Source organism: Aquirufa sp. 5-AUSEE-100C1 (genome assembly GCF_054558655.1).
Genome location: NZ_JBPXKO010000004.1, coordinates 94,493 through 118,418 on the forward strand (window position 1 = coordinate 94,493; position 23,926 = coordinate 118,418).

Consider the following 23,926-nt stretch of genomic DNA (forward strand, 5'->3'; position numbering starts at 1 on the left):
CAAAGAGCGGGGTTTTCCAAAAATCTGTGACAAAGATCAATTACAACGCCGCTGCAATTGCCTTGAATTTCTCCACATCAATTTTCGATACTTTATTCGGAATGTTTTCCACAATCACCGTCGCAACCTTATCTGAAAACGCTTGGTTGTACAAGTTCATGAAATTATCACCCTTCGACTTATCACTTAAGTAACCCATCGCGATTTTTTCAATCATCTCTTCGATACCCGGCTGATCAGATGATAAGTAACCTCCAAACTGCTGACGTACCATATCTTTCGCCTTCTCAACAACCTCTGGGTAATCAACCTTCACGTCAAATTTCTCAGCGATTTCATTCTTGATTAAGTTCCAACGAATATCACGTTTCACATTATCAAAATCCTGGTCGATTTGCTCCGGCGTAAATTTACCTTCGTTGATACGAATCAACCAAGTACGTAAGAACTCCTCAGGCAAATCAATTTTCACGTTCTCCAACAAAGCCTTCTCCGCATCGATGCGCAATAAATACTTCGCTTCACGTGCGTAATTTTCACCTACAATCGTTTCAACCTCTGCACGGAATGATTTCTCATCAGTCGCTTTTCCGGGTCCTAACACCTTATCGAAGAAAGCTACATTCATTTCCGCGGGTACTTGGCGCGTAATATCTTCTACCACATAAGAAACCTCACCTTTCAATTCGGCTACTTCCTCTTCTTTCTTTCCTGTTGCTAAAGCCAAAGCCTTCGCATCCACAAAAACCTTATCGATCGCAAACTTCAAGGTATCCCCTTTCTTCGCACCAATGAAGATTTTTTTGGATTTATCTTGAATCGCATGCATTGGAATCGCTGATTTCTCAACCCACTCCCCTTGCGTAAAGGTTCCAAACACTAAATCACGATCTTCAACCGATTCAGGATGAGTTTGCTCACCAAATTGCTTCTTCAAATTTTCAATTGTCTCATCGATTTCCTTTTTATCCGCCTTGATTTCGTACGATTGAATCGCCTTCATCTTCGCTAAATCCACCGAGAACTCGCCATGAAAACCTAAATCATAATGAAAAGTAAATTCGGTATCCTTTTCCCAATCGATCGAATCCGCTTCATCAACCGCTGGCAAAGGCTCACCAACCAAATTCAACTTATTTTCCTTGATGTAATCACTCACGGCATGACCCAATTCGTGATTAATTTCATCCACTAAGGCAGACTGACCATACAATTTCTTGATAAGTGTCGCCGGAACCATACCCGGACGGAAACCTTTGATGGAGGCCTTCTTGCGATAGTCCTTCAATTTTGCTTCAACCTTCTCTTTGTAATCAGCCTCTGTAACTACCACCGTCAAACGGCCCTGTAAATCACTTGCTTTATTGAGTGAAATGTTCATATAGAATTATTTATTTTTCAATTAAAAAAAGCCCTCAAAAACCTATCGGTGTTGAGGGCTTGCCTTGGTACGGGTGGAGGGACTCGAACCCCCATGCCTCGCGGCGCCAGATCCTAAGTCTGGTATGTCTACCAATTCCACCACACCCGCGTAATTTGGACTGCAAAGGTAAGAAGCAAAATGTATTATTCCAATAGGACATTCAAAATAATCAACGAATTATGTGTAATTTCAAGCCACTAAACCATCAACAAAGAAATGGAAAATCAACAGCCTGCCCCCAAATGGGCCAATTGGTATATTTCCCTCGGAGTATTCCTCCTCGTACTTATTCTGTTTTTTCTAGGATTTAGTAATTTGTATCAATAAACTGATGAGACTCACCGACTGGCTTGTATTGATTGGAACGATTGGCGGCATTGTCATGTATGGCATTTACCGAGGGAATCAGGCAAAGCAATCTTTGCAAGGTTTCTTATTGGCAGATCGTGAACTACCTTGGTATCACGTCATGCTTTCGGTCATGGCCACCCAGGCATCCGCCATCACCTTTTTATCCGCACCCGGTCAAGCCTATACAGATGGCATGCGATTCGTTCAGTTTTACCTGGGGCTTCCCATCGCCATGATTGTCCTTTCGGTGACATTTATTCCCAATTACTACCGACTCAAGGTATATACCGCCTATCAATTTCTGGAACAGCGCTTCGACTCAAAGACAAGAATCCTGACGAGCCTTTTGTTCTTAATCCCACGTGCACTTTCGACCGGCGTCACTATCGCGGCACCCTCCATCATTTTATCAACACTCTTAGGATGGAATTTAGCCTGGACCAATGCGCTCACGGCTAGCTTAGTAACATTGTATTGCATGCTGGGTGGGTCTAAGGCTATTTCGTATACACAGATGTTACAGATGTCGGTCGTTCTCGCCGGCATGGTACTGGCAGCCGTCCTAATCATCCACCAACTACCCGAGGAAATCGGCATGCATGAATCCTTGTTGATCGCCGGTAAAATGGGTAAAATCAATCTGATCGACTGGAAATTCGACATCAATAATCGGTATAACATCTGGTCGGGAATTATCGGTGGATTTTTTCTCCAACTCTCTTATTTTGGTACCGATCAAAGTCAGGTAGGCCGTTACCTTTCCGGGCAATCCGCTACCGCGAGTAAAAAAGGGCTCCTGTTAAACGGATTCTTAAAAATCCCGATGCAATTCTTTATTCTTTTGGTGGGGATACTCGTTTTTGTCTTCTACCAATTCAATGAGGCTCCTATGTTTTTCAATAAGAATTCAGAAAAAATATGGCAAGCACAACCCAGCTACGCGAGCACCTCGCTGAAACAAAAAGCGTTGTTTGAGCAGAAAAAAAAGGACGAAATCGAATTGGTTCGCGCCATAAAATCAGGGGACGAAAAACAAGTAGCAACATTAAAGCAAGCCATCAATCAGAGTCAAGAGGAACAAAGACAATTGAGGGAAACGGCAGTCCAAGAAATCAAGAAATCAAATGAGCGTTTTGAGGAACATGATACGAATTACATTTTCCTAACCTACATCATCGATCATTTGCCCGTCGGGATTGTGGGCTTTTTAATTGCCATGATCTTATTGGCATCCATGGGCTCGATGGCATCGGCATTTGGATCCTTGACTTCGACCTCTATGGTGGATATATACCAGCGATTCTTACACACAGATGGGTCCAACAAACATTATTGGTGGGTATCTAAGTTAATTACCTTGGGATGGGGAATTCTTTGTCTGATCGTCGCGCAATTTGCGGTGAATATGGGAAGCTTAATTGAAGTGGTGAATATCCTCGGCTCCTGGTTCTACGGGACAATTTTAGGCGTATTTCTCTGTGCATTTTACTTGCCCCGAACAAATGGAAATCAAGTATTTTGGGCAGCCTTACTGGCGGAAGCCATTGTCATCTATGCTTGGTACATCGACCTAATGGCATTCCTATGGCTGAATGTAGTGGGCTGCTTATTGGTGATGACTTTCGCGGGTATTGCGAGTCTGATTAATCCTTCGAAATCGAGAGCGTAAACTTGACAGGAATAACCGGTTTTTCATCGAAAGAACGATGTTTCTGGATGGAATCGATGACCGCTAGACCTTTGGTGATTTTACCAAAAACGACATATTGCTTATAAAAACGAGCTGCCTGTTCGGTATTGGTAACAATGAAAAACTCTGTGGGTGAAGAGGCCTTTTGGGGGTTTCCCTCATCGTAGCGCGCCATGGCGATGGTTCCTCGCTCCGGTTTTAAGTGATCCGGATATTCAGCAGGAACAAGGTAAGCCAAACGATCGCTAAATTCTCCCCCGCCTTGCATCCCAATCTCATAGACATTCCGGTAAAAATATCGATCCGTAAAATAGCCCATTTTCACCAGTCGGACGAAATTAATGCGATGTAGCGGAGTCTCCTTCGCCAGCGTTATTTCAAAATCACCGAAACGGGTCTCTCCCAAAATCTTGCTTTCTGGATTTTCTTTCTCGAGACTACGTAATTGCTTTTCGACCTGTGTAGGGTCGACGTTGTAATTCGGTTTACAAGCAATCAAAAACAAGCAAAAAAACAAATTCCGCATAAACTTGGCAATCATGGAAGAATTACCAAAGCTATGCGGAATTTGGGATAAAAAAAAGGGAGCCGAGGCTCCCTTTTTACCATAATTAATGACTGGCTTTCGCTGAGTCTGTTTTCTTTCCAAAGAAATACAAGGCTGCAAATGCTACAATCAAAATACCTGGGAAAATCAACATATTAGATAAGGTTGCCTGGCCCGCCGCTAAATCAGCAACATCACCCGTTAATCCATTAGCAACGGCTACAGCTTTGTTGCTATCTATCCAACTACCGATAATGGGTTGAAACATCGAAGATGAAAACATACCGATACCGCCCATGATGGATAAACCCAAAGCACCTGTTTTTGGCATTGCTTCTGCAACATAGCCTAACATATTTGGCCAGAAATAACAAATACCCAAGGCATAAATAAATGCGGCAAAATATAAGGTAGATCCAGACATTGTACTCATTAAATACAATCCAGCTAAGGCAAAAGCCGCAGATCCCAACAAAACACCTACGGTATTAATCTTGGCAATAATAGGTCCTGCAAAATAACGACCTACCGCCATTAAGCCCGTTACAAGCGCTAAAATCAACATCGGACTAGCACCCGCTTTCGCTAAAATTGGACCAACCCACTGTTGAGGACCAAACTCCGAAATAGCAGTTAAAGCCATACAAGCAGCCATAAATAGGTACAAAGGATTTAACATCGCTTTAAAGCTATCCAACGTAGAACTTGCATCAACTCTTGGTTTTGGGAAAGATTGACCAAAGAATAAAATGGCATAAATGACCGTAGGGATAATGATTACCCATACTTGTGTCTGCCAAGCAAAACCACCATCGGTCATGAATTTAGAAATCAAGGAACCCACCACAATTCCACCTGGGAACCACATGTGGAAACGATTCAGCTTGCTGCTCATTTCATTACCCGTGTAAGCATCTGCAATCATTGGATTACAAGCTGCTTCAGTACATCCATTTCCTAATCCAATTAAGAGGGTAGAAATAAGAAGTGAATTATAGTCAACCGCGTAAATTGTTAATAGAATACCCGCAGCATGTGCTACTAAGGCAATTTGCATAATTAACTTGGGGCCAATCGACGTGTAAAAAACACCTCCCAAAATCATGGAAATTGGGAAACCTAAAAACCACATTTGATTGATGTGACCTAATTGCTCATTTGTTAAATTTAATTCTTCGCCCAACTGTGGCAAAATCCCTGCCCGTATACTAAATGAGAAGGCAGTCGTAATGAGTGCAAAGCACGACGCCAAAAATAAACGATTGGCATTAACAGTTTGATTCATAATAGATTAGATTTAGTTAAAAGGTTTTAGAAATTATAATCTTAAAAAAATTAAATTCAACATTGGAAAAATCGTACCAAAAAAACGAAAAGATTTTTGAATTCCGACCACAAAAGCGATTTATTTTGAATATTTTTCAAAAATCTGACCCGTATAAAGGGTAATTTAATCAAATTAAGCCCTATTTTTGTAACAATCTAAATCTATCAATATATGATCCAAGGAGGAACGTCTACGACTGCAGCGAGTCGGAGAGGAAGAAAATTAAAAATGGGCATGATCGGTGGAAGTACCGAGGCCTTCATTGGTGCCGTTCACCGCAGAGGTGCGCAATTAGACGGCGAAATCGAATTAGTTTGTGGGGCATTCAGCTCGAATCCTGAAAAATCAAGAGTAACGGGCGAAGCACTTTATTTACCCGAGAATCGTGTCTATGGTTCCTACGAGGAAATGATTCTCAAGGAAAAGGAATTACCGGAAGGGGAACGCATGGATTTCGTTTCCATCGTAACCCCGAACCACGTGCATTTTCCTGCAGCCAAAATGGCCTTGGAAAACGGTTTCCACGTTGTTTGCGACAAACCCGCAACCCTGAACTTAGCTGAGGCGAAAGAACTGAAAAAAATCATTGATCAAACGGGTCTAATCTTCGCATTGACCCATAATTATACTGCCTATCCGATGGTCAAAGAGGCGAAACACTTGGTAGACTCGGGTCAATTAGGCGAAATTCGTAAGATCATCGTAGAATATCCGCAAGGCTGGTTGATCGATTTAGTAGAGGCAACCGGTCAAAAACAAGCTGCATGGCGTACAGACCCCGAGCGTTGTGGCGCAGCGGGTGCTATCGGCGATATTGGAACACATTGCGAAAATTTGATTGAATACATTACCGGTTTGCATATCACGGAATTATGTGCCGACTTGACCATTTTCGTCGAGGGACGATTATTGGATGACGATGGCAATATCTTATTGCATTACAACAACGGTGCCAAAGGTGTGCTTCATTGTTCACAAATCTGCAACGGAGAGGAAAATGACTTCAATTTCCGTATTTATGGAAGTAAGGCAGGAATTACTTGGCACCAAATGGAGCCAAATACCTTGACCTTCCGCACACGAGATGAAGGAGCAAGAACGATTCGAACGGCGGTGGGTAATTTATCTGCGGCGGCGAATGCACATTCACGCCAACCAGCGGGACACCCGGAAGGCTATGTGGAAACCTTCGCAAATATCTACCGCAATTTTGCCTTTGCCGTAAGAGCGCGTTGGGCAGGTAAGCCACAAGACCCAATGTATGATTTCCCAGGCATTGACGAGGGAATCATGGGGATGGCATTCATTGAGAACGTGGTTCGTTCGGCCAAAGACAACCAGAATAAATGGACAAAATTTGAAATCTAATAGATCATGACTAAAATTAAAGTAGGTATCGTAGGTACCGGTTTTATCGGACCCGCACACATCGAAGCGCTTCGTCGCTTACCCAATATTGACGTGGCTGCGCTTTGTGAGGTAACCATCGAGTTGGCTGAAGCAAAAGCCAAACAATTGGGTATTAGCCGTTGGTACACCTTCGAGGACTTATTAAAACAAGAAGACATTCAATGTGTACACATCTGTACACCCAATTTCTTACACTATTCACAATCAAAAGCTGCCTTATTAGCTGGGAAGCACGTGGTTTGTGAAAAACCATTAGCCAAGGACTTGCACGAGGCGGAGGAATTGGTGGAATTAGCCGCGAAAACGGGATTGGTCAATGCCGTTCACTTCAACTTGCGTTACTATCCTTTGGTACGTCAAATGAAAACCATGCGCGAAAAAGGCGATTTGGGCGAAATTTATTCGATCATCGGTAGTTACCTACAAGATTGGTTGTTCTACAATACGGATTACAACTGGCGCTTAGAGCCGGATAAATCTGGGGATTCACGTGCGATTGCTGATATCGGATCTCACTTATTAGATGTAATCGAATACATCACGGGATTGAAAACGGTAGAAGTAATGGCCGATTTCAATACAGTTCATAAGGTGCGTAAAAAGCCTTTGAAGCCTGTTGAGACTTATTCGGGAAAAATGTTGACCCCTGAAGATTATGCGGATGTGCCGATCAATACGGAAGACCATGCGAACGTCTTATTGCGTTTCGACAATGGTAACCGCGGTTGCGTAACCGTATCGCAAGTTTCAGCGGGTCGTAAGAACCAATTGAAATTAGAAATTTCGGGTTCAAACAAGACATTTGCCTTCAACTCGGAAGCACCTAACGAAATTTGGATAGGTAACCGGGATCAAGCGAATCAGGTGTTGATGCGTGATCCATCATTGGCTTATCCAGAGGCATCCGCATTGATGACATTCCCGGGAGGTCACAACGAAGGATTCTCAGATACATCGAAGCAATTATTCAAGGAAGTTTATGCGGCTGTAGAATCAGGTAAGCAACCGGAAAATCCGAAATACCCAACTTTCGCGGATGGATATCGGGAATTATTAATTTGCGAGCGAATCTTGGATTCAACACGTTCACAAAAGTGGGTTAAAATCTAAACCATTAACAATATGAATACGATCAAAGGGCCAGCGATATTTTTGGCACAATTTATGGGGGATGAAGCACCCTTCAATTCATTAGATAGCATCACAACATGGGTGGCATCTTTGGGCTACAAAGGGGTTCAAATTCCATCTTGGGATTCACGTTGCATCGATTTGCAAAAAGCGGCAGAGTCAAAAACCTATTGCGATGAAATCGTGGGAATGTTGGCTTCCAAAGGTTTGCAAATCACAGAATTATCCACCCACTTACAGGGACAATTGGTGGCGGTTAACCCAGCTTATGATTTGGGATTCGATGGATTTGCACCGGATTCGGTGAAAGGAAATCCAAAGGCTCGTACAGAATGGGCGGTTCAACAATTAAAATATGCAGCGAAAGCATCCCAAAACTTGGGATTGAATGCACACGCAACCTTCTCGGGTGCCTTAATGTGGCACACGGTTTATCCATGGCCACAACGCCCTGCAGGTTTGGTGGAGCAAGGATTTAAGGAATTAGGTCGCCGTTGGTTACCCATCTTAAATACCTTCGATGAATGTGGTGTCGATTTATGTTACGAGATTCACCCAGGTGAAGATTTGCACGATGGCGTGACATTCGAAATGTTTTTGGACGAGGTAAAAGGGCACAAGCGTGCCAATTTATTATACGATCCATCGCACTTTGTACTTCAAGCATTGGATTACAAGCAATACATTGATTTCTACCACGAACGCATCAAAATGTTCCACGTTAAAGATGCTGAGTTTAACCCAACGGGAAAACAAGGTGTTTATGGGGGCTACCAATCTTGGATTAACCGCGCGGGACGTTTCCGTTCATTGGGCGATGGTCAGGTAGATTTCAAGAGCATCTTCTCGAAACTAACCCAATACGGCTATGATGGCTGGGCAGTGTTAGAATGGGAATGCTGCATCAAGGATCCGGTTCAAGGAGCAACCGAAGGAGCACCGTTTATCTCGAGCCATATCATCAAGGCAACCGAAAAGGTATTCGATGATTTCGCCGGTACCGGTGCAGATGAAGAACTAAATAAAAAGATTTTAGGTCTATAATAAAAAAGCCCCGATTGCTCGGGGCTTTTTTGATGTCCTTATTCTTCGGGCCTAAATACATAAATAAACCAAGCCGCTGATAACAATACTACATTCTTGATAATGTATTGCCCGGTTAAGGTCAAGGCCAAGAAAGACTCCCATGTCTCGTTGGGCAAAAACAATACCGGTAAGAAGGTCGTAAATAAATGCCCCATCATTACCCAAAATGCAATTTTTGTGATTCGAGGGAATAACCACAACAAACCAATTAGACATTCTGAGAGACCCAACAAAATCAGAAACTCCTGGATACTCATATAGGGAGCTAGGGTGATATCAAACAATTTGGTCACCAGACCCTCTGCTGGTGACACCCCGAAAACCTTCAACATGCCAAACCAAATATATACCAGCGCAATCATCGCGCGATTCATCCATGCCGCTGTGACTAGTGCATGGAATCTATTTTTACTTATTGAAATCATAACTATCTATTTTTTAGTCAGCACCATCCGCATTCGCGCGCTTCACGGCAAAATCTCCAATAACTCGACCGTGCTTCCCGCCCATCACACAATCAATCCGAAAATGGATCAAGCCATAAATACGAGAATCAGACGCCTCTTGTGCTTTATCATAAAAGCTAGCGGATTTTTCCGGGAAAAATGAACTTAATACCGTTGCAGCCGCATAGGAGAACGTCGAGTGACCCGAGGTATAGCTCGGGAAATTAGGCAAACCTACCGAAGTTTTTAGGCCAAACTGTTGGGGACGTGGGCTGTAGTAATAATATTTAGTCTCCCAACAAGCAATGCCGGCATCCATCAAGGCCGAACCGACATAAGCTAATAGTCGGGCCATCCGAAGTTCAGAATACTTCGCCGCGACACCCGCTTCGCAAGCATAACGATGCCAATGTCCTGGAGGCGTATAAGAGCCGGGACCATCCGCCCAGAAATTCGCAATCGCCGCCTGATCACGGGTTTGATTCTTTTGAATATCCTGTAATTCAGCTAATTCCTTTTTAAACTCGGCAGAGTTCTCCAAATAAGGAATTGCCGGACGAATCGACTCCAAGGTTTTTCGGTCAAAATTAAGCGTACTCACCGATCCATAATTCGGCAACATCGGTGGACGAGCAGGTGATTCTTGACTCATCCAAGGATTCACAAAACCCAAAGCTTTCGAACGCTCAATCATCCCCGGCACAAGCGCCTGATTATTCGCGGCACTCATTCCATCCGTTTTGGCACGTGCCATAACTTTGGCCGCAACACCGGCACCCAAAGCAGCCCCCGCATCCACGTCACTTCCCACATTTATCGCCGACCAAATGCAAGCATTCTTCGCCTCAGCCAATTTTTCGCGCAATAATGGACCTTCCCCTGGAAACATAGCTAATAGAATCACATAACTCGCCTGCGCCACCACCGCATCCTCAGATGGGTAAGAAGGTACGCTCGAAACCGGCAATAAGGGCTTAATCGAGGCATCAACCACATAAGGAGCCTTGCGATTGTATTGATATTTATACTTCCAAGCACTCACCAAAGCATCATACTGCGCAATACTCAAATAAGCCAAAGCCCTCGCCGTATAAGGAGGATTCGCGAACGGGAATTTAGGATCTGCCAACGGATTTGCTGGATCAGGAACCGGATATACACCCGCTGAATTCGAAGCGGGCGCCAAATTATAACGGGCAGCTAATTCCCGGCCTATTTCATTCCAACGCAATACCGAACCTGCTCCCCAAAACTTCACTGCCTCCTTTTGTACTGTCGTTAATTTCGGAATAACAACCGATTTCAACGAATCAATTTCCATTAAATACTTCGCATCTGTCGTCAAATATGAAACAGAAACCGAAACATCAGTCGGCGAAGTCAAAATAAATGTCTTCCAACTACCACCGTTCACGTCAATTTTCGAAGGTGCATATGCTTCAAACATCGCATCCTCCACCTCTTTGCTACATGATACCAAGAGCAAAAAGGCTACTAAAGAATATAAATATTTCATTGATTTACAATTTAATGATGTACAATAACCCGACGGAAACAGAGAGGCTTTGGCCTACGTTCTGTCCATCTACCACATAGCTCACCCGGCCATTAATTCCCAACTGCTTGGGTTGGTATTTACCATATACACCCACCGATGTCATGGTCATATCATTCGTCATAAATGGCATATCATTCCGACGAATGTGGTCCCCACCGACACACGAAAAATGCTCGGCAAAAACCTCCAATTGATTGTCCTTTTTTAAATAGCCAAAACGAATTGCTGCATCAAATGCATCAGGAACAGCTACTTCACGGGAATACAAAAGTTTATCCCCCGCTAAATAGGCATCGCGATCCGCATCTACCCGACTACGCATCTGATAGGCGATGGATGAATTCAAATAAAGATTTTTCGGTAAGTCATAGGTTAATATACCACGCGCCACGAGCGCTTTAGATCCAATACCAATGGACATCGGCATAAAATCAGGCACATAATTTGACATGGGCATACTCGCACCCACAACGCCGTGCAAGGTCAACCCATGCGAACTATACCCTTTTGCCTTAATCCAAATGGAGGCGTCTTGAAAACCTTTTTGTCCTAGGAGATTCCCTTTTGATGCGTTCGTCCGAACATAAGGGACTACAGCAATCACATTTAATTTTTTAGTGATTCCATAGGCCATCATCGCGGTAACCGACTCGGTAGTTAATCGCCCAATATTCTGATTCTCACGAAACAATTGATTTTCCCAATACTCAGTCCATGAGGAATTCCCATAAATGAGCGCCCCACAGGCTATTTTTTTACTCATGTAAATGCCATCGTGAGGCATTTGTGCCAATGACTGCTGCCCCATCATACCGATAAGACAAAGCAGAATGAAGATTTTTTTCATGCTTAAATTTTAAAATACACGTATGTCCCCTAGAATAAATCTACAGAGAAAAAGTATCGATAAAATTTAAGCTTGCCGGGGCGGCGAGAAGAAATCAGCAGATATAGCTGTGGTAGATAAAACAGGATGAGATGACGACAAAGAACTTGTCGGCCATTCCATGACATAAAGAACCCATGCAGACGCATGTGAACAATATTCTTTAACGAGGGTATTGATTAATTTCGATTTAGCAGGAGCCTTCTCCGGTTGGTCCGACATATGCTCATTCACCTGAGCAGCCAAATCAAAAAAGCGATCACGGGCATTTTGGTCGGCCACCAAAGTCGTCACCAATTTACCATCAATGACTTGTTGGTCCTTCATTTGATAGAAATTATCTCCTTGACGAATCTCTCCAGAAACTTCTTGTGGGGCTTGCCAATCAGTTGAATAAGGCAATGATATCGGCATCTCAACGATCACCGTCTCCCCTGCCACAAATGAATCCGAATCCTGCGCAATAAAACGCAACGCAAAGCCACCCGCCTGATACAGGAGAACGAACAATAGCATAATGGATAGAATTCTTTTCATATAAGTAAGACGAAAATAGCTATTTTTCGACAACCGTGCCTAATTCCTGCGAAATATTTTTCTGAATTTCCTTCAATTGGATGAATTCAACCAATAAATCGTTCATGTCATTCGGATCTCCCTCGTACTTCTCCATCCGCTCCATCACATCCTGAATGTGTTGATCATTGTAGACCTTGCGCAAACGCAAGATGTTCTTATAAGCAAAATCCTCCAACAATTCCTCATCCTTTTTGACACGAATCTCATGACGGTCGCGCCAAACCGTTGACAAGGTATGCTTATCCGACGAGGCATCAATCGCAAAACGCTGTATCTCCTCCTCCGGATGATGCAAATAATAGGACGGCTCCGGAATCACGCCACGAGCGAATTCCGAGCGACAAGTCTCCATGATACCTTGAAACAAAGGTGTTTGAAATTGTACTTCCTCTAACTCATGTAATATGTATTGCAGTAAACTCACACCAGGCGCCTTCTCAGGACTAATCTCCATGTGGCCATAATTCACCAATAAACGCATGCATTCCAATTCTTGGTAATAGGCCAAATTCTGAACCTCCAAAGGTGCATCTACCTCAGGACCTGGCTCAAACAAAGCCTGTATTTCCGCTTCATTTTGAGGCGAGATGGTCGGCATGGTTTTTTGCTGGGCCTTCTTGAAATGAAGTTTATTCATTTCGGCCAACAACACATCTTCCTCCAAACGCATCAATTGAGACGTTTTTTGGATGAATAAACTCCGTTGAATAGCATCCGGAATCTTGGAAATACTCTGAACCATTTCCTTAATTAATTCCGATTTCTTAAAGGGATCATCCCCTGCTTCCTTCATGAAAAGATTTGCCTGAAAGGAAATCACATCCCGGGCCTCTTTCTGAATGTATTCGATAAAGGCCTCAGAACCAATGGAACGAACAAAGGAATCAGGATCCTGCCCTTCCGGGAAAACCACCAGATTCACTTGCAAGCCCTCTTCCAAAATCAAGTCCATTCCACGCAAGGCTGCCTTGATACCCGCAGAGTCCCCATCGTAAAGCACGGTAACGTGATTCGTAAAACGACCAATTAATTTAATCTGCTCAATCGTCAAGGACGTACCCGATGAGGCCACAACATTTTTAATGCCGGCTTGATGCAAGGAAATCACATCGGTATAACCTTCTACCAAATAACAAACGTCTTTTTGGCGAATTTCATTTTTCGCTTGGGCGATGCCGTAGAGGGTTGCCGACTTGTGATAAACGACCGTCTCGGGTGAATTCAGGTATTTGGCCTGATTCTTCGCATCCGATTTTAAAATCCGCGCCCCAAAGGCAATAACCTTGCCGGCGACACTGTGAATGGGGAAAATAACTCGATTTCGAAACCGATCATAGACCTTACCCTCATCGTTTTTATTGGTCACCAAACCCGCCTTCTCAATAATTTCTTGGCTAAATCCGTGCTTCAAAGCAGTCTTTAAAAAGATATCCCAGCCTTCGGGACTGTATCCCAAATCAAAAGCTTGAATCGTCGCATCGGAAAAACCTCTTTCCTTGAAATAAGGTAAAGCAATTGACTTGCCCTCGTCGGACTCCGTTAACTGCTTCTTGAAAAATTCTTTGGCATATTCGAGGATAATCAACAAACTCTCCCGCTCATTCTGACGAAGAAGTTGGTCATCCGTCATCTCCTCCTCCTGAATATCAATCCCGTATTTCTTGGCTAAATGACGCAAAGCTTCGCCATAGCCAAGCCCCTCAATATCCATGATAAAGCGCACCGAATCACCGGCCTTTCCACAACCAAAACACTTGTAAATTCCTTTGCTGGGAGAAATAGAAAATGAAGGGGTCTTCTCCCCATGAAAGGGACAACAAGCCCAATAATTTGCACCTTTTTTCTTAACACTTACATAATCCCCAATCACGTCTGCAACAGCAGCCGTTTGCTTTATTCGCTCGACGGTTTCGGGATCAATACGCATATTACAATAATAAACCAGCTAAAGTTGCTGATAAATAAGACGCCAAAGTACCTGCAATTAAGGCCTTAAAGCCCAATTTCGCTAAATCTGAACGACGGGTTGGCGCCAATTCTCCGATACCCCCAATTTGAATGGCTACCGATGAAAAATTCGCAAATCCGCACAAGGCAAAACTCGTAATGGCAATGGTTTTAGGGTCCAACGTCGCCTTTAATTTAACCATATCCAAATAAGCCACAAACTCATTCACCACCATTTTCTTACCCATCAAAGCCCCTGCCACTTCCACATCCTGTGCCGGAACACCCATCGCAAAAGCAAATACGGAAAATACCTTTCCTAAAATCAAGTTCATCGATAATTCGGGTACGTTAATCCAATTTCCAATATGTCCTAATCCTAAATCAACCAAGGCAATGAGAGCAATAAATCCGATCAACATCGCAATCACGTTCAAGCCAACCTTCAATCCCTCACTCGCTCCTGCCGCAATCGCATCCACCAAATTCGCATGTGTCTTCGTGATCTCCATTTTGACCATTCCTTCAGTCTCAGACTTCTCCGTTTCCGGGAACATAATCTTCGAAATGACCAAAGCACCCGGTGCCGCCATTAAACTTGCCGCCAATAAATACGCCGCAGGAACTCCCAAGGAAATATAGACTGCCATCACACCTCCCGCTATACACGCAAATGAACCGGTCATCGAGGCCATCAGCTCCGAATTCGTCATATTTTTTAAGTAAGGCTTAATCATGATTTGAGCCTCAACCTGGCCCACGAAAGTGGACGCCACGTTCGACAAAGCCTCCGCTCCACTCACCCCCATCAACCAGTGAACACCCTTACCCATTGTCGAAACAACGCGCTGCAAGACGCCCAAATGGTAAAACATGTTCACCAATACCGCGACAAATATGATGGTTGGTACTACTTTAAAGAAGAAAATATAATCATTTCCCGCACCGAAGGCTTGAGACATTAACTTACGATCAACCAAAGAACCAAACACAAATTGAGCACCTTTGTCGGCTTGACCTAACAAGGTATTGATCGAATCGCCCAACCATTGGAAAGTGGCTTGCCCAGTTTCTGTCTTTAAGATAAATACCGCCAAACCAATCTGCAATAACAGGCCAACCCCCACGGTACGGTAATTAATCGCCTTTCGGTTATTGGACATTAAGTAGGATACCCCTAAAATCAAGATAATCCCCAATAAGCCTGTAAATCTTTCCATTTGTATGTTTGTTGGTGTAATTAATTTTCTGTTTGCGTCAAATTGACGGTATAATTCTCAAAGGTAATTTGTTCAATCAAATCCTCCTCCGAAATTTTATAAAAAGCTTCATGAATATTGAAAGGTTCGCTACTTTCTACCTTCCAATAATTACCATCCTCTTGCATCTCATACGAATTCACCGTATCCCGAAGGTTCCAATCCAAGATTGTAATAGCCATGTGCTTCGCACGTGGATTGACCATTTCAAATAAGGATTCGATCCGACGATCAAAACTCCGAACCATCACATCCGCCGAACCTCCGTATACCTTTGCCTCGCCTCCGCGGTGGAAATAATACAAGCGCGTATGCTCAAGGTAATTCCCGACGATGGATTTGATGAATATGTTCTCCGACAAACCTTTACGCTGCGGACGAATGCAACAGATTCCACGTATGATTAATAAGACCGGAACACCCGCATTGGAAGCACGATACAAGGCCTCCATGGTATCCAAATCTTGCAAGGAATTAATCTTCCAACAAATTCCAGCCGGAATTCCTTGCTTGTGGTTTTCAATCTCCTCATCAATCATCTCAATGAGACGATTCCGCATGTCACGCGGTGCCGTAATCAAATGTTCATAATGCGTCGGCATGGAATGACCCGTGATTACGTTAAAGAACTCCGAAATGTCTTGGGTAATCCGCGAATCAGTTGTCAAGAGACCCAAATCCGTGTAAAGCTTCGCCGTATCCTCGTTATAATTTCCTGAGGATAAGTGCGCATAGCTCATCACATGCGTTCCTTCATTTCGAATGACCTGCAATAATTTGGTATGCGTTTTCAATCCCGGAATTCCATAAATCACAAAACAACCCGCCTTTTGTAAACGTGTCGCCTCCCGAATGTTATTCTCCTCGTCGAAACGTGCTTTTACCTCAAACAATACCGAAACGTGCTTTCCATTCTCCGCCGCGCGTAACAAGGCACTCGCAATACGTGAATTTTTGGATATCCGATAAAGGGTAATTTTAATCGCCAATACCTGCGAATCCTCGGCCGCTTGTTCCAGCAATTGAATGACTGGCTCAAAGTTGTTGTAGGGATGATGCAATAAAATATCCCCACGCTTCATCGTTTCGAAGATGTCATTAATCTTCACCGACTTCAATCCAAGTGGTGCCACAACGGATGGATTGGGAGCTAATTTCGCCTTGAATTCCGGATGCTTTAAAATTTGCCAGAATGCGGTAAAATCCAGCATGGCTTTTTTGACAAAAATGTCCGACTTCTCTAAATTCCAGCGCTTCAACATCTCTCCTAATAAGAAATCGGAATGATGTTGCTCTACTTCCACCCGGGTCACACGACCCAGTCGGCGATCCTTAATTTTCTTCTTCACCTCATCCACAAAGTCAGTCTCCGTATCCTCATGTTCCACAACATCGAAATCCCCATTCCGCGTGATTCGGAATAAGGTAGTCGATTCAATCTCCACATTACGGTACAAAACCTGTAAATAATGCTGAATAATCTGCTCAATGGGCAAGAATAAAATCTTATCATCCCGCTCAATCACATACAGACGAGTCAGGTTCAACGGAATTTGCACAAACGAAATCTTGCGATCCTTTTCGTACTTTCCTTTCGAATTTTTCTTGTCGGCAATTCCCACCGTCACCACCCCAAAAATCAAGGTTTTGGCTAACAAACTAGGAAAGGTATGCGTATGGTCAAAAACCATTGGCGTCAACATCGGGTAGATCGTGCGATGGAAATAAGCCTCCGCATCGGCTAATTCATCCGGCGTTAAATCGTCCAATGAAGCTAATAACAAGCCATTTTCAGGAAATAAGGGAAGTATTTCCTCCAAAAATAGACGGTGCTTTTCTTGGCTAAATTCCTGCGCTGCCGCAATCAATGTTTGCTTAAAGGGCACTTCGCGCAAACCGGAATAATCCGTTCGCTCTTTTCCAAAATCGATGTAATTATACAAAGAGCCCATCCGGATGGTAAAGAATTCATCCAGATTAGAAGCTGTAATCGCCAAAAACTTTAAACGATCAAATAAGCTCTTTTCCTGATCGCGCGCTTGATCCAAAACACGCTCATCGAACTTCAACCAGGACAAATCACGCGAGATATACCGTGCCTTCGCGATCGTATCCTGCGCCTTTTGCATAGACTTCTCCACCTTGCGATTGGCTTCGCGAGGTGCCATTAAATTGATTTTCCAATTTTTGGGCTGTAGGAACGACAAAAGATTCCCCTGTGAGGAATCTTCTGTTTCGTTAATGATCTGATTTAATTTCGAGTCACTCATATTAGGCTTGTGGAATTTGGTTTTTAATCGCTTCGTAATCCGAACCCAGTTGGCCCATCTCGGTCGCCAGGAACTTCTGAAGCTCCAAATTAAATATTCGTTTATCCTCGTCCGTTAAGGAATCATAAAGATCTTTCAATTCCTGATTGATCTGTTGTTTTTCCTCCACGGTCGTTGCGTGAATGCCACGCAAATGATAGGATTTAAAATCGAATTCCATGAAACTAGACGTCTACTTTCGCGTATTTCGCATTCTTCTCAATGAAATCACGACGTGGTGCTACCTCATCGCCCATCAACATCGAGAACAAGACATCCGCTTCAATCGCCGATTCCACGGTTACTTGCTTCAAGGTACGAGAATCTGGATTCATAGTCGTTTCCCACAATTGCTCCGCGTTCATCTCTCCAAGACCCTTGTAACGTTGAACGCCCACACTGTCTTCTTTTCCTGCTCCTGCCAACTCTTGAATCGCTTGATTCCGTTGGTCTTCCGTCCAAACATAACGAACCTGTTGGCCTTTCTTCACTTGATACAACGGCGGCTGTGCGATGTAAATACATCCACGATCCACCAACTCCCGCATGTAACGGAAGAAGAATGTCAAAATAAGCGTACGAATGTGACTACCGTCAACGTCCGCATCGGTCATGATGATCACCTTGTGATAACGTAATTTATCCATGTTTAACGCACGCTCATCGCCATCCTTACCAAAGGACACGCCTAGCGCCGTAATCATGTTCTTAATCTCTTCGTTCTCGTAAATTTTATATTCCTGCGCCTTCTCCACGTTCAAAATCTTACCGCGTAAAGGTAAAATCGCTTGGAAAGCACGGTTACGTCCTTGCTTGGCAGTTCCACCCGCCGAGTCTCCCTCGACTAAGTAAATCTCACAAGTCTCTGGATCCGAATCCGAGCAATCCGCCAATTTACCTGGCAAAGAGTTCGAGCCCAAAACCGTTTTACGCTGCACCATCTCACGCGCCTTGCGTGCCGCATGACGCGCTTGCGCCGCCAAGATTACTTTAGCTACAATCTGACGAGCCTCTTTCGGATGCTCCTCTAACCATGTCTCAAGCATATCCGACATCGCCGCTGAAACCGCACCGGAAACCTCTCCATTACCTAATTTGGTTTTGGTTTGTCCTTCAAATTGTGGCTCAGCAACTTTCACCGAAATAACGGCCGTCAAACCCTCACGGAAGTCATCCCCCGCGATATCAATTTTTAATTTCTCTAGTGCGCCCGACTTGTCCGCATAATTCTTCAACGTACGTGTCAAAGCCCCACGGAAACCCGCGACGTGCGTTCCACCTTCAATCGTGTTAATGTTGTTCACATAGGATACGACGTTCTCTGTATACGATGTATTATAAACCATCGCTACTTGAACCGGAACACCATTTTTGTCACCCTCCATGTAAATAGGCTCGGTCAACAATGGCTCACGTGTCGCATCTAAATACGTCACGAATTCACGCAAACCACCCTCTGAGAAGAACTCCTCTGAACGTGGATTTCCCTCTTCGTCCAATTCACGCAAATCTGTCAATATCACACGGATACCCGCGTTCAAGAATGACAACTCACGCAAACGACCCGCTACCGTATCGTATTTATATTCCGTTACCGTAAAGATTGTCTCATCCGGCTTAAACAAGACCGATGTACCCGTGCGATCCGTCTCTCCCACTTCCTTTACCGGATATTGAGGAACACCAATCTTATACTCTTGTTGGAAAATTTTTCCTTCACGATGTACAGTCACCTTTAAGTCCGTCGACAAGGCATTCACACAAGAAACCCCCACACCGTGAAGACCTCCAGAAACCTTGTAGGTATCTTTATCAAACTTACCTCCGGCGTGAAGAACAGTCATAACAACTTCCAAAGCAGAGCGCTTCTCCTTGGTATGCATGCCCGTCGGAATACCCCGACCGTTATCTTCTACCAAAATGGAATTATCCGTATTGATCGTTACTTTAATCTTATCGCAATGGCCCGCTAATGCCTCGTCAATCGAGTTGTCGACAACCTCCCAAATCAAGTGGTGTAAACCCTTAATTCCGGTATCCCCGATGTACATGGAAGGACGCTTACGAACCGCCTCTAAACCCTCTAATACTTGAATATTATCTGCACCATAATTTGCCCGATCTTGAGCTGATGTATCTTGTGCTTCTGACATAAGTTAATTTAAATGTGTTGGTTAACGAGCTTATTAATCACTCGTACTAATTGTTGATTCTTAGCCTTAAAAATAAAAATTTTAACTGAATAATCCTAATGTTTGAAGTGGCGAATTCCCGTCATCACCATGGCAATGTTGTTGGCGTCACAATAATCCACCGAATCCTGATCCTTGATCGAACCTCCCGGTTGGGTCACTGCCACAATTCCCGCTTTTCCAGCAATCTCTACGCAGTCTGGGAATGGGAAAAAGGCATCCGATGCCATCACCGCACCGTTCAAATCAAACCCAAATTCCTTCGCCTTATCGATCGCCTGTTTCAACGCATCCACACGTGAAGTTTGACCTACACCCGATGCCAATAGTTGGCCATCATTTGCCAAAACAATCGTATTCGACTTCGTATGCTTACAAATCTTCAACGCAAATGCCAAAGCACGCTTCTCTTCGTCCGTCGGCACACGCTTCGTAACCGTTTTGAAATCCGCAACACCTTCCATCACCAAATCCTTGTCTTGCTCCAAGACACCATTCAATAAGGTCTTGAACATTTTCTTAGGGAACTCCACCGCATTGCGCTTCAACAAAATACGATTCTTCTTCGTCTTTAAAATCTCCAAGGCCTCCTCCGTAAATGAAGGAGCAATTAAAATCTCACAGAATAACGGATTGATAGATTCCGCAGCCGCCTTATCCACTTCGTTGTTTGTCGCTAAAACACCACCAAACGCCGATACAGGATCACAAGACAAAGCCTTATCATAGGCCTCTTTCACCGTTTGGCCGGTCGCCACACCACAAGCATTCATGTGCTTGATAATCACGAAAGCCGTTTCATCAAATTCATCCAACAAGGTAATGCAAGCGTCCACGTCAACCAAGTTGTTGTACGACAACTCCTTCCCGTGTAATTTATCAAACAAGGCTGCTAAATCCCCGTAGAAAGTACCTTGTTGGTGAGGATTCTCACCATAACGCAAGCTATTCGCAGGCAAGCTGGTGTAATTCGCTAAATCAGCCGACTCTCCCGCAAAATAACGCTGGATCGCTCCATCGTAGTGCGATGAAACGGCAAATGCCTTCTGAGCAAAACGTCTACGCTCTTCGAGTGTTGTGGATGCAGATCCATGCGCCGCGAAAATCGATGATACCTCTGCATACTGCTCACGCGAAGAAACGATTAATACATCATTGAAATTTTTCGCTCCCCCACGAATCAAGGAAATACCCCCGATGTCAATTTTCTCAATAATATCCTCATCTGATGCACCCGAGGCTACAGTCTCCTCAAAGGGATACAAATCCACCATCACCAAATCCAAAGCAGGAATTTCGTATTGCTTAGCAACCTCGACATCCGAAGCCAAATCACGGCGGTGTAAGATACCACCAAATACTTTGGGGTGCAGGGTTTTTACCCGACCGCCAAAAATGGAAGGATAACCCGTCAAGTCCTCCACAGCGATTACCGGAATGCCTAATTCTTCAATGAAGGATTGTGTCCCTCCGGTTGAATAAAGCGTTACTCCGTTCTTGTGTAGTTCTTGAATAATCGGTGCTAAACCGTCTTTGTAATAAACTGAAATTAAGGCTGATTGAATTTTCTTTAACGACATGGGGCTTGATAAAAAATGAAGCCACAAATGTACGTATTTTGGATAGCTTTGGCAAACCTTTTGCTTAGCTTTGGCAATCCTTGAAGGTTTGCCAAAGCTTAACAGGTCCTACTACTTTTTGTTGTAACGCTCGTAACGTAACAAGCCCTCTAAATAGTAATAATCTGCATAGATTAAAGGCACATCAATCTCTGAACCTAAGGACTTTGCTCCTACGCAATGCTTAATCAAGAAATTATTATTCTCACCCAAGGCTGCACGATATGCGGGTGTCGATAAGGACTCCAACATCTTCACGGCATCGGCATAATAACGCTTACCTTTTTCACCGGAATAGGTACTTAATTCCAACAAGGCTGATGCCGCAATTGCGCCGGCTGATGCATCACGCTCCTCGTTCGGAATATTCGGCGCAAAAAAATCCCAATAAGGAATCTTGTCGGCCGGTAAATTCGGATGATTCAAATAGTAATCCGAAATCTTTTGTGCAAAATCTAAATACTTTTTGTCCTTGGTATTGCGATACATTTCTACATATCCGTACATGGCCCAAGCATGGCCACGGGTCCAGCAAGACTCATCAACATAGCCTTGATGCTGTTTTTTGGCCAAAACCTTTCCATCTACATCGTACAAAATCACGTGGTAACTCGAATTGTCGGGACGGAAATGGTGCTTCATCGTATTATCCGCGTGGGTAATCGCGATTTGGCGGAAACGTGGATCACCCGTTTCACGCGATGCCCAGAACAACAATTCTAAGTTCATCATGTTATCTATGATCACAGGATATTTATAACCTCCCTTAAAGCTATTCCAAGATTTAATCAAACCAATGTTCGGATCAAAACGGGTAGCCAACGACTTCGCCGATTGAATCAAAACTTGCTTCGCTTTGGGATCTTTGGTCAAACGCAATTGCTGACCAAAAGAATCATACATCATGAAGCCCAAATCATGGGTTCCCGTATTGAACTGCTCCTTTTCCACCGCGGCTGTCCATAGACGAGCTGCCTTCTCCCATTGCGGATCTTTCGAACGCTCATACAATTGCCACAAACCTCCCGGGAAAAATCCAGAACACCACCATTTCGATGGCATGTTGCGATAGGTTCCATCATGATTCGCCGAGTGAACAGTGACAGAGGTATCCGGATGATCGGCCAACATCCGTTGGTACTGCTGCTCCGCTAATTTAAATTGCTTATTCACATCGATTTTTTGCGCAAAAACCGACAATGGCAACAAGAGTGCCATTAGGATTGTTTTTTTCATAGGTTTAGATTAGACGTCGGACGTTAGACGCTAGACGTTTGTAAAACTAATATATTTAAAAATTAAATCTTACTCTTAATTAGCCGCGAAGTATCGCGTCTCTACATTCCCAAAGTCTACTGTCCAGCGTCTAACGTCTACCTTCCCATCCATCCGCCATCCACAGTCAAGATCGTTCCATGCACATATTTCGCGGCATCCGATGCCAAGAAAACCACAGGGCCCTTGAAATCGTTTGGTTCGCCCCAACGACCCGCGGGGATCCGACCTAAGATAGATGCACTACGCTCCTTGTCTTCCCGCAAAGCCGTTGTATTATCGGTTGAGATATAACCCGGTGCAATTGCATTGACATTAATCCCCTTGCTTGCCCATTCGTTGGCCAATGCCATCGTTAAACGAGCAACACCGCCTTTGCTGGCCGCATAACCTGGTACATTAATTCCGCCTTGAAAACTCAATAAGGAGGCCGTAAAGATGATTTTTCCGGAGCCTTGGGCAATCATGGAGCGTCCTATTTCCCTGCTTAAAATAAACTGGGATGAAAGATTCACTTCCAAGACCTCATCCCAATACTCATCCGAATGCTCGGCTGCGGGGTCACGTAAAATGGTGCCCGCATTATTTACGAGAATATCAATCCGCGGCACATCGCGCAAAACGGCTTTGATAAAATCATACAGAGATTCTCGATCCGAGAAATCTGCCTGATAGGCTTTAAACTTTCTTCCCAAAGCGGTGACCGCTTTTTCGATTTCAGATCCATGTAATTCCAAGGAAGCCGAAACGCCAATAATATCCGCACCTGCTTCCGCAAGTCCGATAGCCATGGCCATCCCAATCCCTTTCTTACATCCTGTCACCAAGGCGACCTTGCCCATTAAATCAAATGATTCCATCGTATTCATATGCATTAAAAGCCAAGGTCGT

Annotated in this window: 19 protein-coding genes and 1 tRNA gene; 4 read left to right on the forward strand and 16 right to left on the reverse strand. The window is 44.0% G+C overall.

What is annotated here, in order from left to right:
* Positions 1-40: 40 nt before the first annotated feature.
* Together ACMH5P_RS10270 and ACMH5P_RS10275 are read right to left on the reverse strand one after the other, a co-directional pair.
* The gene (locus ACMH5P_RS10270; protein ID WP_459494283.1) at positions 41-1,381 is read right to left on the reverse strand and encodes a trigger factor; all 1,341 of its coding nucleotides are present in this window, start codon (positions 1,379-1,381) and stop codon (positions 41-43) included.
* 65 nt (positions 1,382-1,446) lie between these two features.
* Positions 1,447-1,531: transfer RNA gene (locus ACMH5P_RS10275), tRNA-Leu, on the reverse strand.
* A 223-nt stretch (positions 1,532-1,754) separates the two neighbouring features.
* On the opposite strand from ACMH5P_RS10275, the gene ACMH5P_RS10280 reads away from it, so the two are divergent.
* Positions 1,755-3,443: a sodium:solute symporter family transporter gene (locus ACMH5P_RS10280; RefSeq protein WP_459494284.1), complete on the forward strand. Its 1,689-nt coding sequence runs from the start codon at positions 1,755-1,757 to the stop codon at positions 3,441-3,443.
* Here the strand turns inward: ACMH5P_RS10280 and ACMH5P_RS10285 are convergent.
* Positions 3,418-4,113: a peptidylprolyl isomerase gene (locus ACMH5P_RS10285; protein WP_459494285.1), complete on the reverse strand. Its 696-nt coding sequence runs from the start codon at positions 4,111-4,113 to the stop codon at positions 3,418-3,420. The two genes, ACMH5P_RS10280 and ACMH5P_RS10285, sit on opposite strands and share 26 nt — an antisense overlap.
* Positions 4,076-5,296, reverse strand: coding sequence for an MFS transporter (locus ACMH5P_RS10290; protein WP_459494286.1), 1,221 nt, complete (start codon positions 5,294-5,296; stop codon positions 4,076-4,078). Before ACMH5P_RS10290 ends, ACMH5P_RS10285 begins: the two co-directional genes overlap by 38 nt.
* A gap of 270 nt (positions 5,297-5,566) precedes the next feature.
* Between ACMH5P_RS10290 and ACMH5P_RS10295 the strand changes: the two genes are divergently transcribed.
* From ACMH5P_RS10295 to ACMH5P_RS10305, 3 genes are read left to right on the forward strand one after another with little or no spacing between them, the layout of a single operon-like run.
* Positions 5,567-6,706 carry a Gfo/Idh/MocA family protein gene (locus tag ACMH5P_RS10295; protein WP_459494589.1) on the forward strand — a complete coding sequence of 380 codons (1,140 nt, stop codon included), beginning with the start codon at positions 5,567-5,569 and terminating at the stop codon, positions 6,704-6,706.
* Between the two features lie 6 nt (positions 6,707-6,712).
* Positions 6,713-7,858 (forward strand): Gfo/Idh/MocA family protein, encoded by a 1,146-nt coding sequence (locus ACMH5P_RS10300; RefSeq protein ID WP_459494287.1) that lies wholly within the window; start codon positions 6,713-6,715, stop codon positions 7,856-7,858.
* Between the two features lie 12 nt (positions 7,859-7,870).
* On the forward strand, positions 7,871-8,923 hold the full coding sequence (locus ACMH5P_RS10305) for a sugar phosphate isomerase/epimerase family protein (RefSeq protein WP_459494288.1): 1,053 nt from the start codon (positions 7,871-7,873) through the stop codon (positions 8,921-8,923).
* Positions 8,924-8,961: 38 nt separating this feature from the next.
* Here the strand turns inward: ACMH5P_RS10305 and ACMH5P_RS10310 are convergent, their stop codons facing one another.
* The 12 genes from ACMH5P_RS10310 to kduD all read right to left on the reverse strand — a co-directional run bounded on the left by ACMH5P_RS10310 (position 8,962) and on the right by kduD (position 23,895).
* Positions 8,962-9,390: a hypothetical protein gene (locus ACMH5P_RS10310; protein ID WP_459494289.1), complete on the reverse strand. Its 429-nt coding sequence runs from the start codon at positions 9,388-9,390 to the stop codon at positions 8,962-8,964.
* 13 nt (positions 9,391-9,403) lie between these two features.
* Positions 9,404-10,927 (reverse strand): vanadium-dependent haloperoxidase, encoded by a 1,524-nt coding sequence (locus ACMH5P_RS10315; RefSeq protein ID WP_459494290.1) that lies wholly within the window; start codon positions 10,925-10,927, stop codon positions 9,404-9,406.
* Between the two features lie 4 nt (positions 10,928-10,931).
* Positions 10,932-11,816 carry a hypothetical protein gene (locus tag ACMH5P_RS10320; RefSeq protein ID WP_459494291.1) on the reverse strand — a complete coding sequence of 295 codons (885 nt, stop codon included), beginning with the start codon at positions 11,814-11,816 and terminating at the stop codon, positions 10,932-10,934.
* Positions 11,817-11,882: 66 nt separating this feature from the next.
* Positions 11,883-12,392: a hypothetical protein gene (locus ACMH5P_RS10325; RefSeq protein WP_459494292.1), complete on the reverse strand. Its 510-nt coding sequence runs from the start codon at positions 12,390-12,392 to the stop codon at positions 11,883-11,885.
* 19 nt (positions 12,393-12,411) lie between these two features.
* Entirely contained in the window at positions 12,412-14,361 is a 1,950-nt protein-coding gene (gene dnaG, locus ACMH5P_RS10330) for a DNA primase (RefSeq protein WP_459494293.1), read from the reverse strand.
* Position 14,362: 1 nt separating this feature from the next.
* Positions 14,363-15,601 carry a NupC/NupG family nucleoside CNT transporter gene (locus tag ACMH5P_RS10335; RefSeq protein ID WP_459494294.1) on the reverse strand — a complete coding sequence of 413 codons (1,239 nt, stop codon included), beginning with the start codon at positions 15,599-15,601 and terminating at the stop codon, positions 14,363-14,365.
* Positions 15,602-15,621: 20 nt separating this feature from the next.
* A complete protein-coding gene (gene ppk1 / locus ACMH5P_RS10340) occupies positions 15,622-17,910 on the reverse strand; it encodes a polyphosphate kinase 1 (RefSeq protein ID WP_459494295.1) in 2,289 nt (762 codons plus the stop codon).
* Position 17,911: 1 nt separating this feature from the next.
* Positions 17,912-18,130 carry a hypothetical protein gene (locus ACMH5P_RS10345; RefSeq protein ID WP_459494296.1) on the reverse strand — a complete coding sequence of 73 codons (219 nt, stop codon included), beginning with the start codon at positions 18,128-18,130 and terminating at the stop codon, positions 17,912-17,914.
* A gap of 4 nt (positions 18,131-18,134) precedes the next feature.
* Complete coding sequence (gyrB, locus tag ACMH5P_RS10350) at positions 18,135-20,102, reverse strand: DNA topoisomerase (ATP-hydrolyzing) subunit B (protein ID WP_459494297.1); 1,968 nt, start codon at positions 20,100-20,102, stop codon at positions 18,135-18,137.
* A gap of 95 nt (positions 20,103-20,197) precedes the next feature.
* A complete protein-coding gene (gene purH / locus ACMH5P_RS10355; protein ID WP_459494298.1) occupies positions 20,198-21,721 on the reverse strand; it encodes a bifunctional phosphoribosylaminoimidazolecarboxamide formyltransferase/IMP cyclohydrolase in 1,524 nt (507 codons plus the stop codon).
* A gap of 111 nt (positions 21,722-21,832) precedes the next feature.
* Positions 21,833-22,996, reverse strand: coding sequence for a glycoside hydrolase family 88 protein (locus ACMH5P_RS10360; protein ID WP_459494299.1), 1,164 nt, complete (start codon positions 22,994-22,996; stop codon positions 21,833-21,835).
* 137 nt (positions 22,997-23,133) lie between these two features.
* Positions 23,134-23,895, reverse strand: a complete 762-nt coding sequence (kduD, locus tag ACMH5P_RS10365) for a 2-dehydro-3-deoxy-D-gluconate 5-dehydrogenase KduD (protein WP_459494590.1) — start codon at positions 23,893-23,895, stop codon at positions 23,134-23,136.
* Positions 23,896-23,926: the final 31 nt, after the last annotated feature.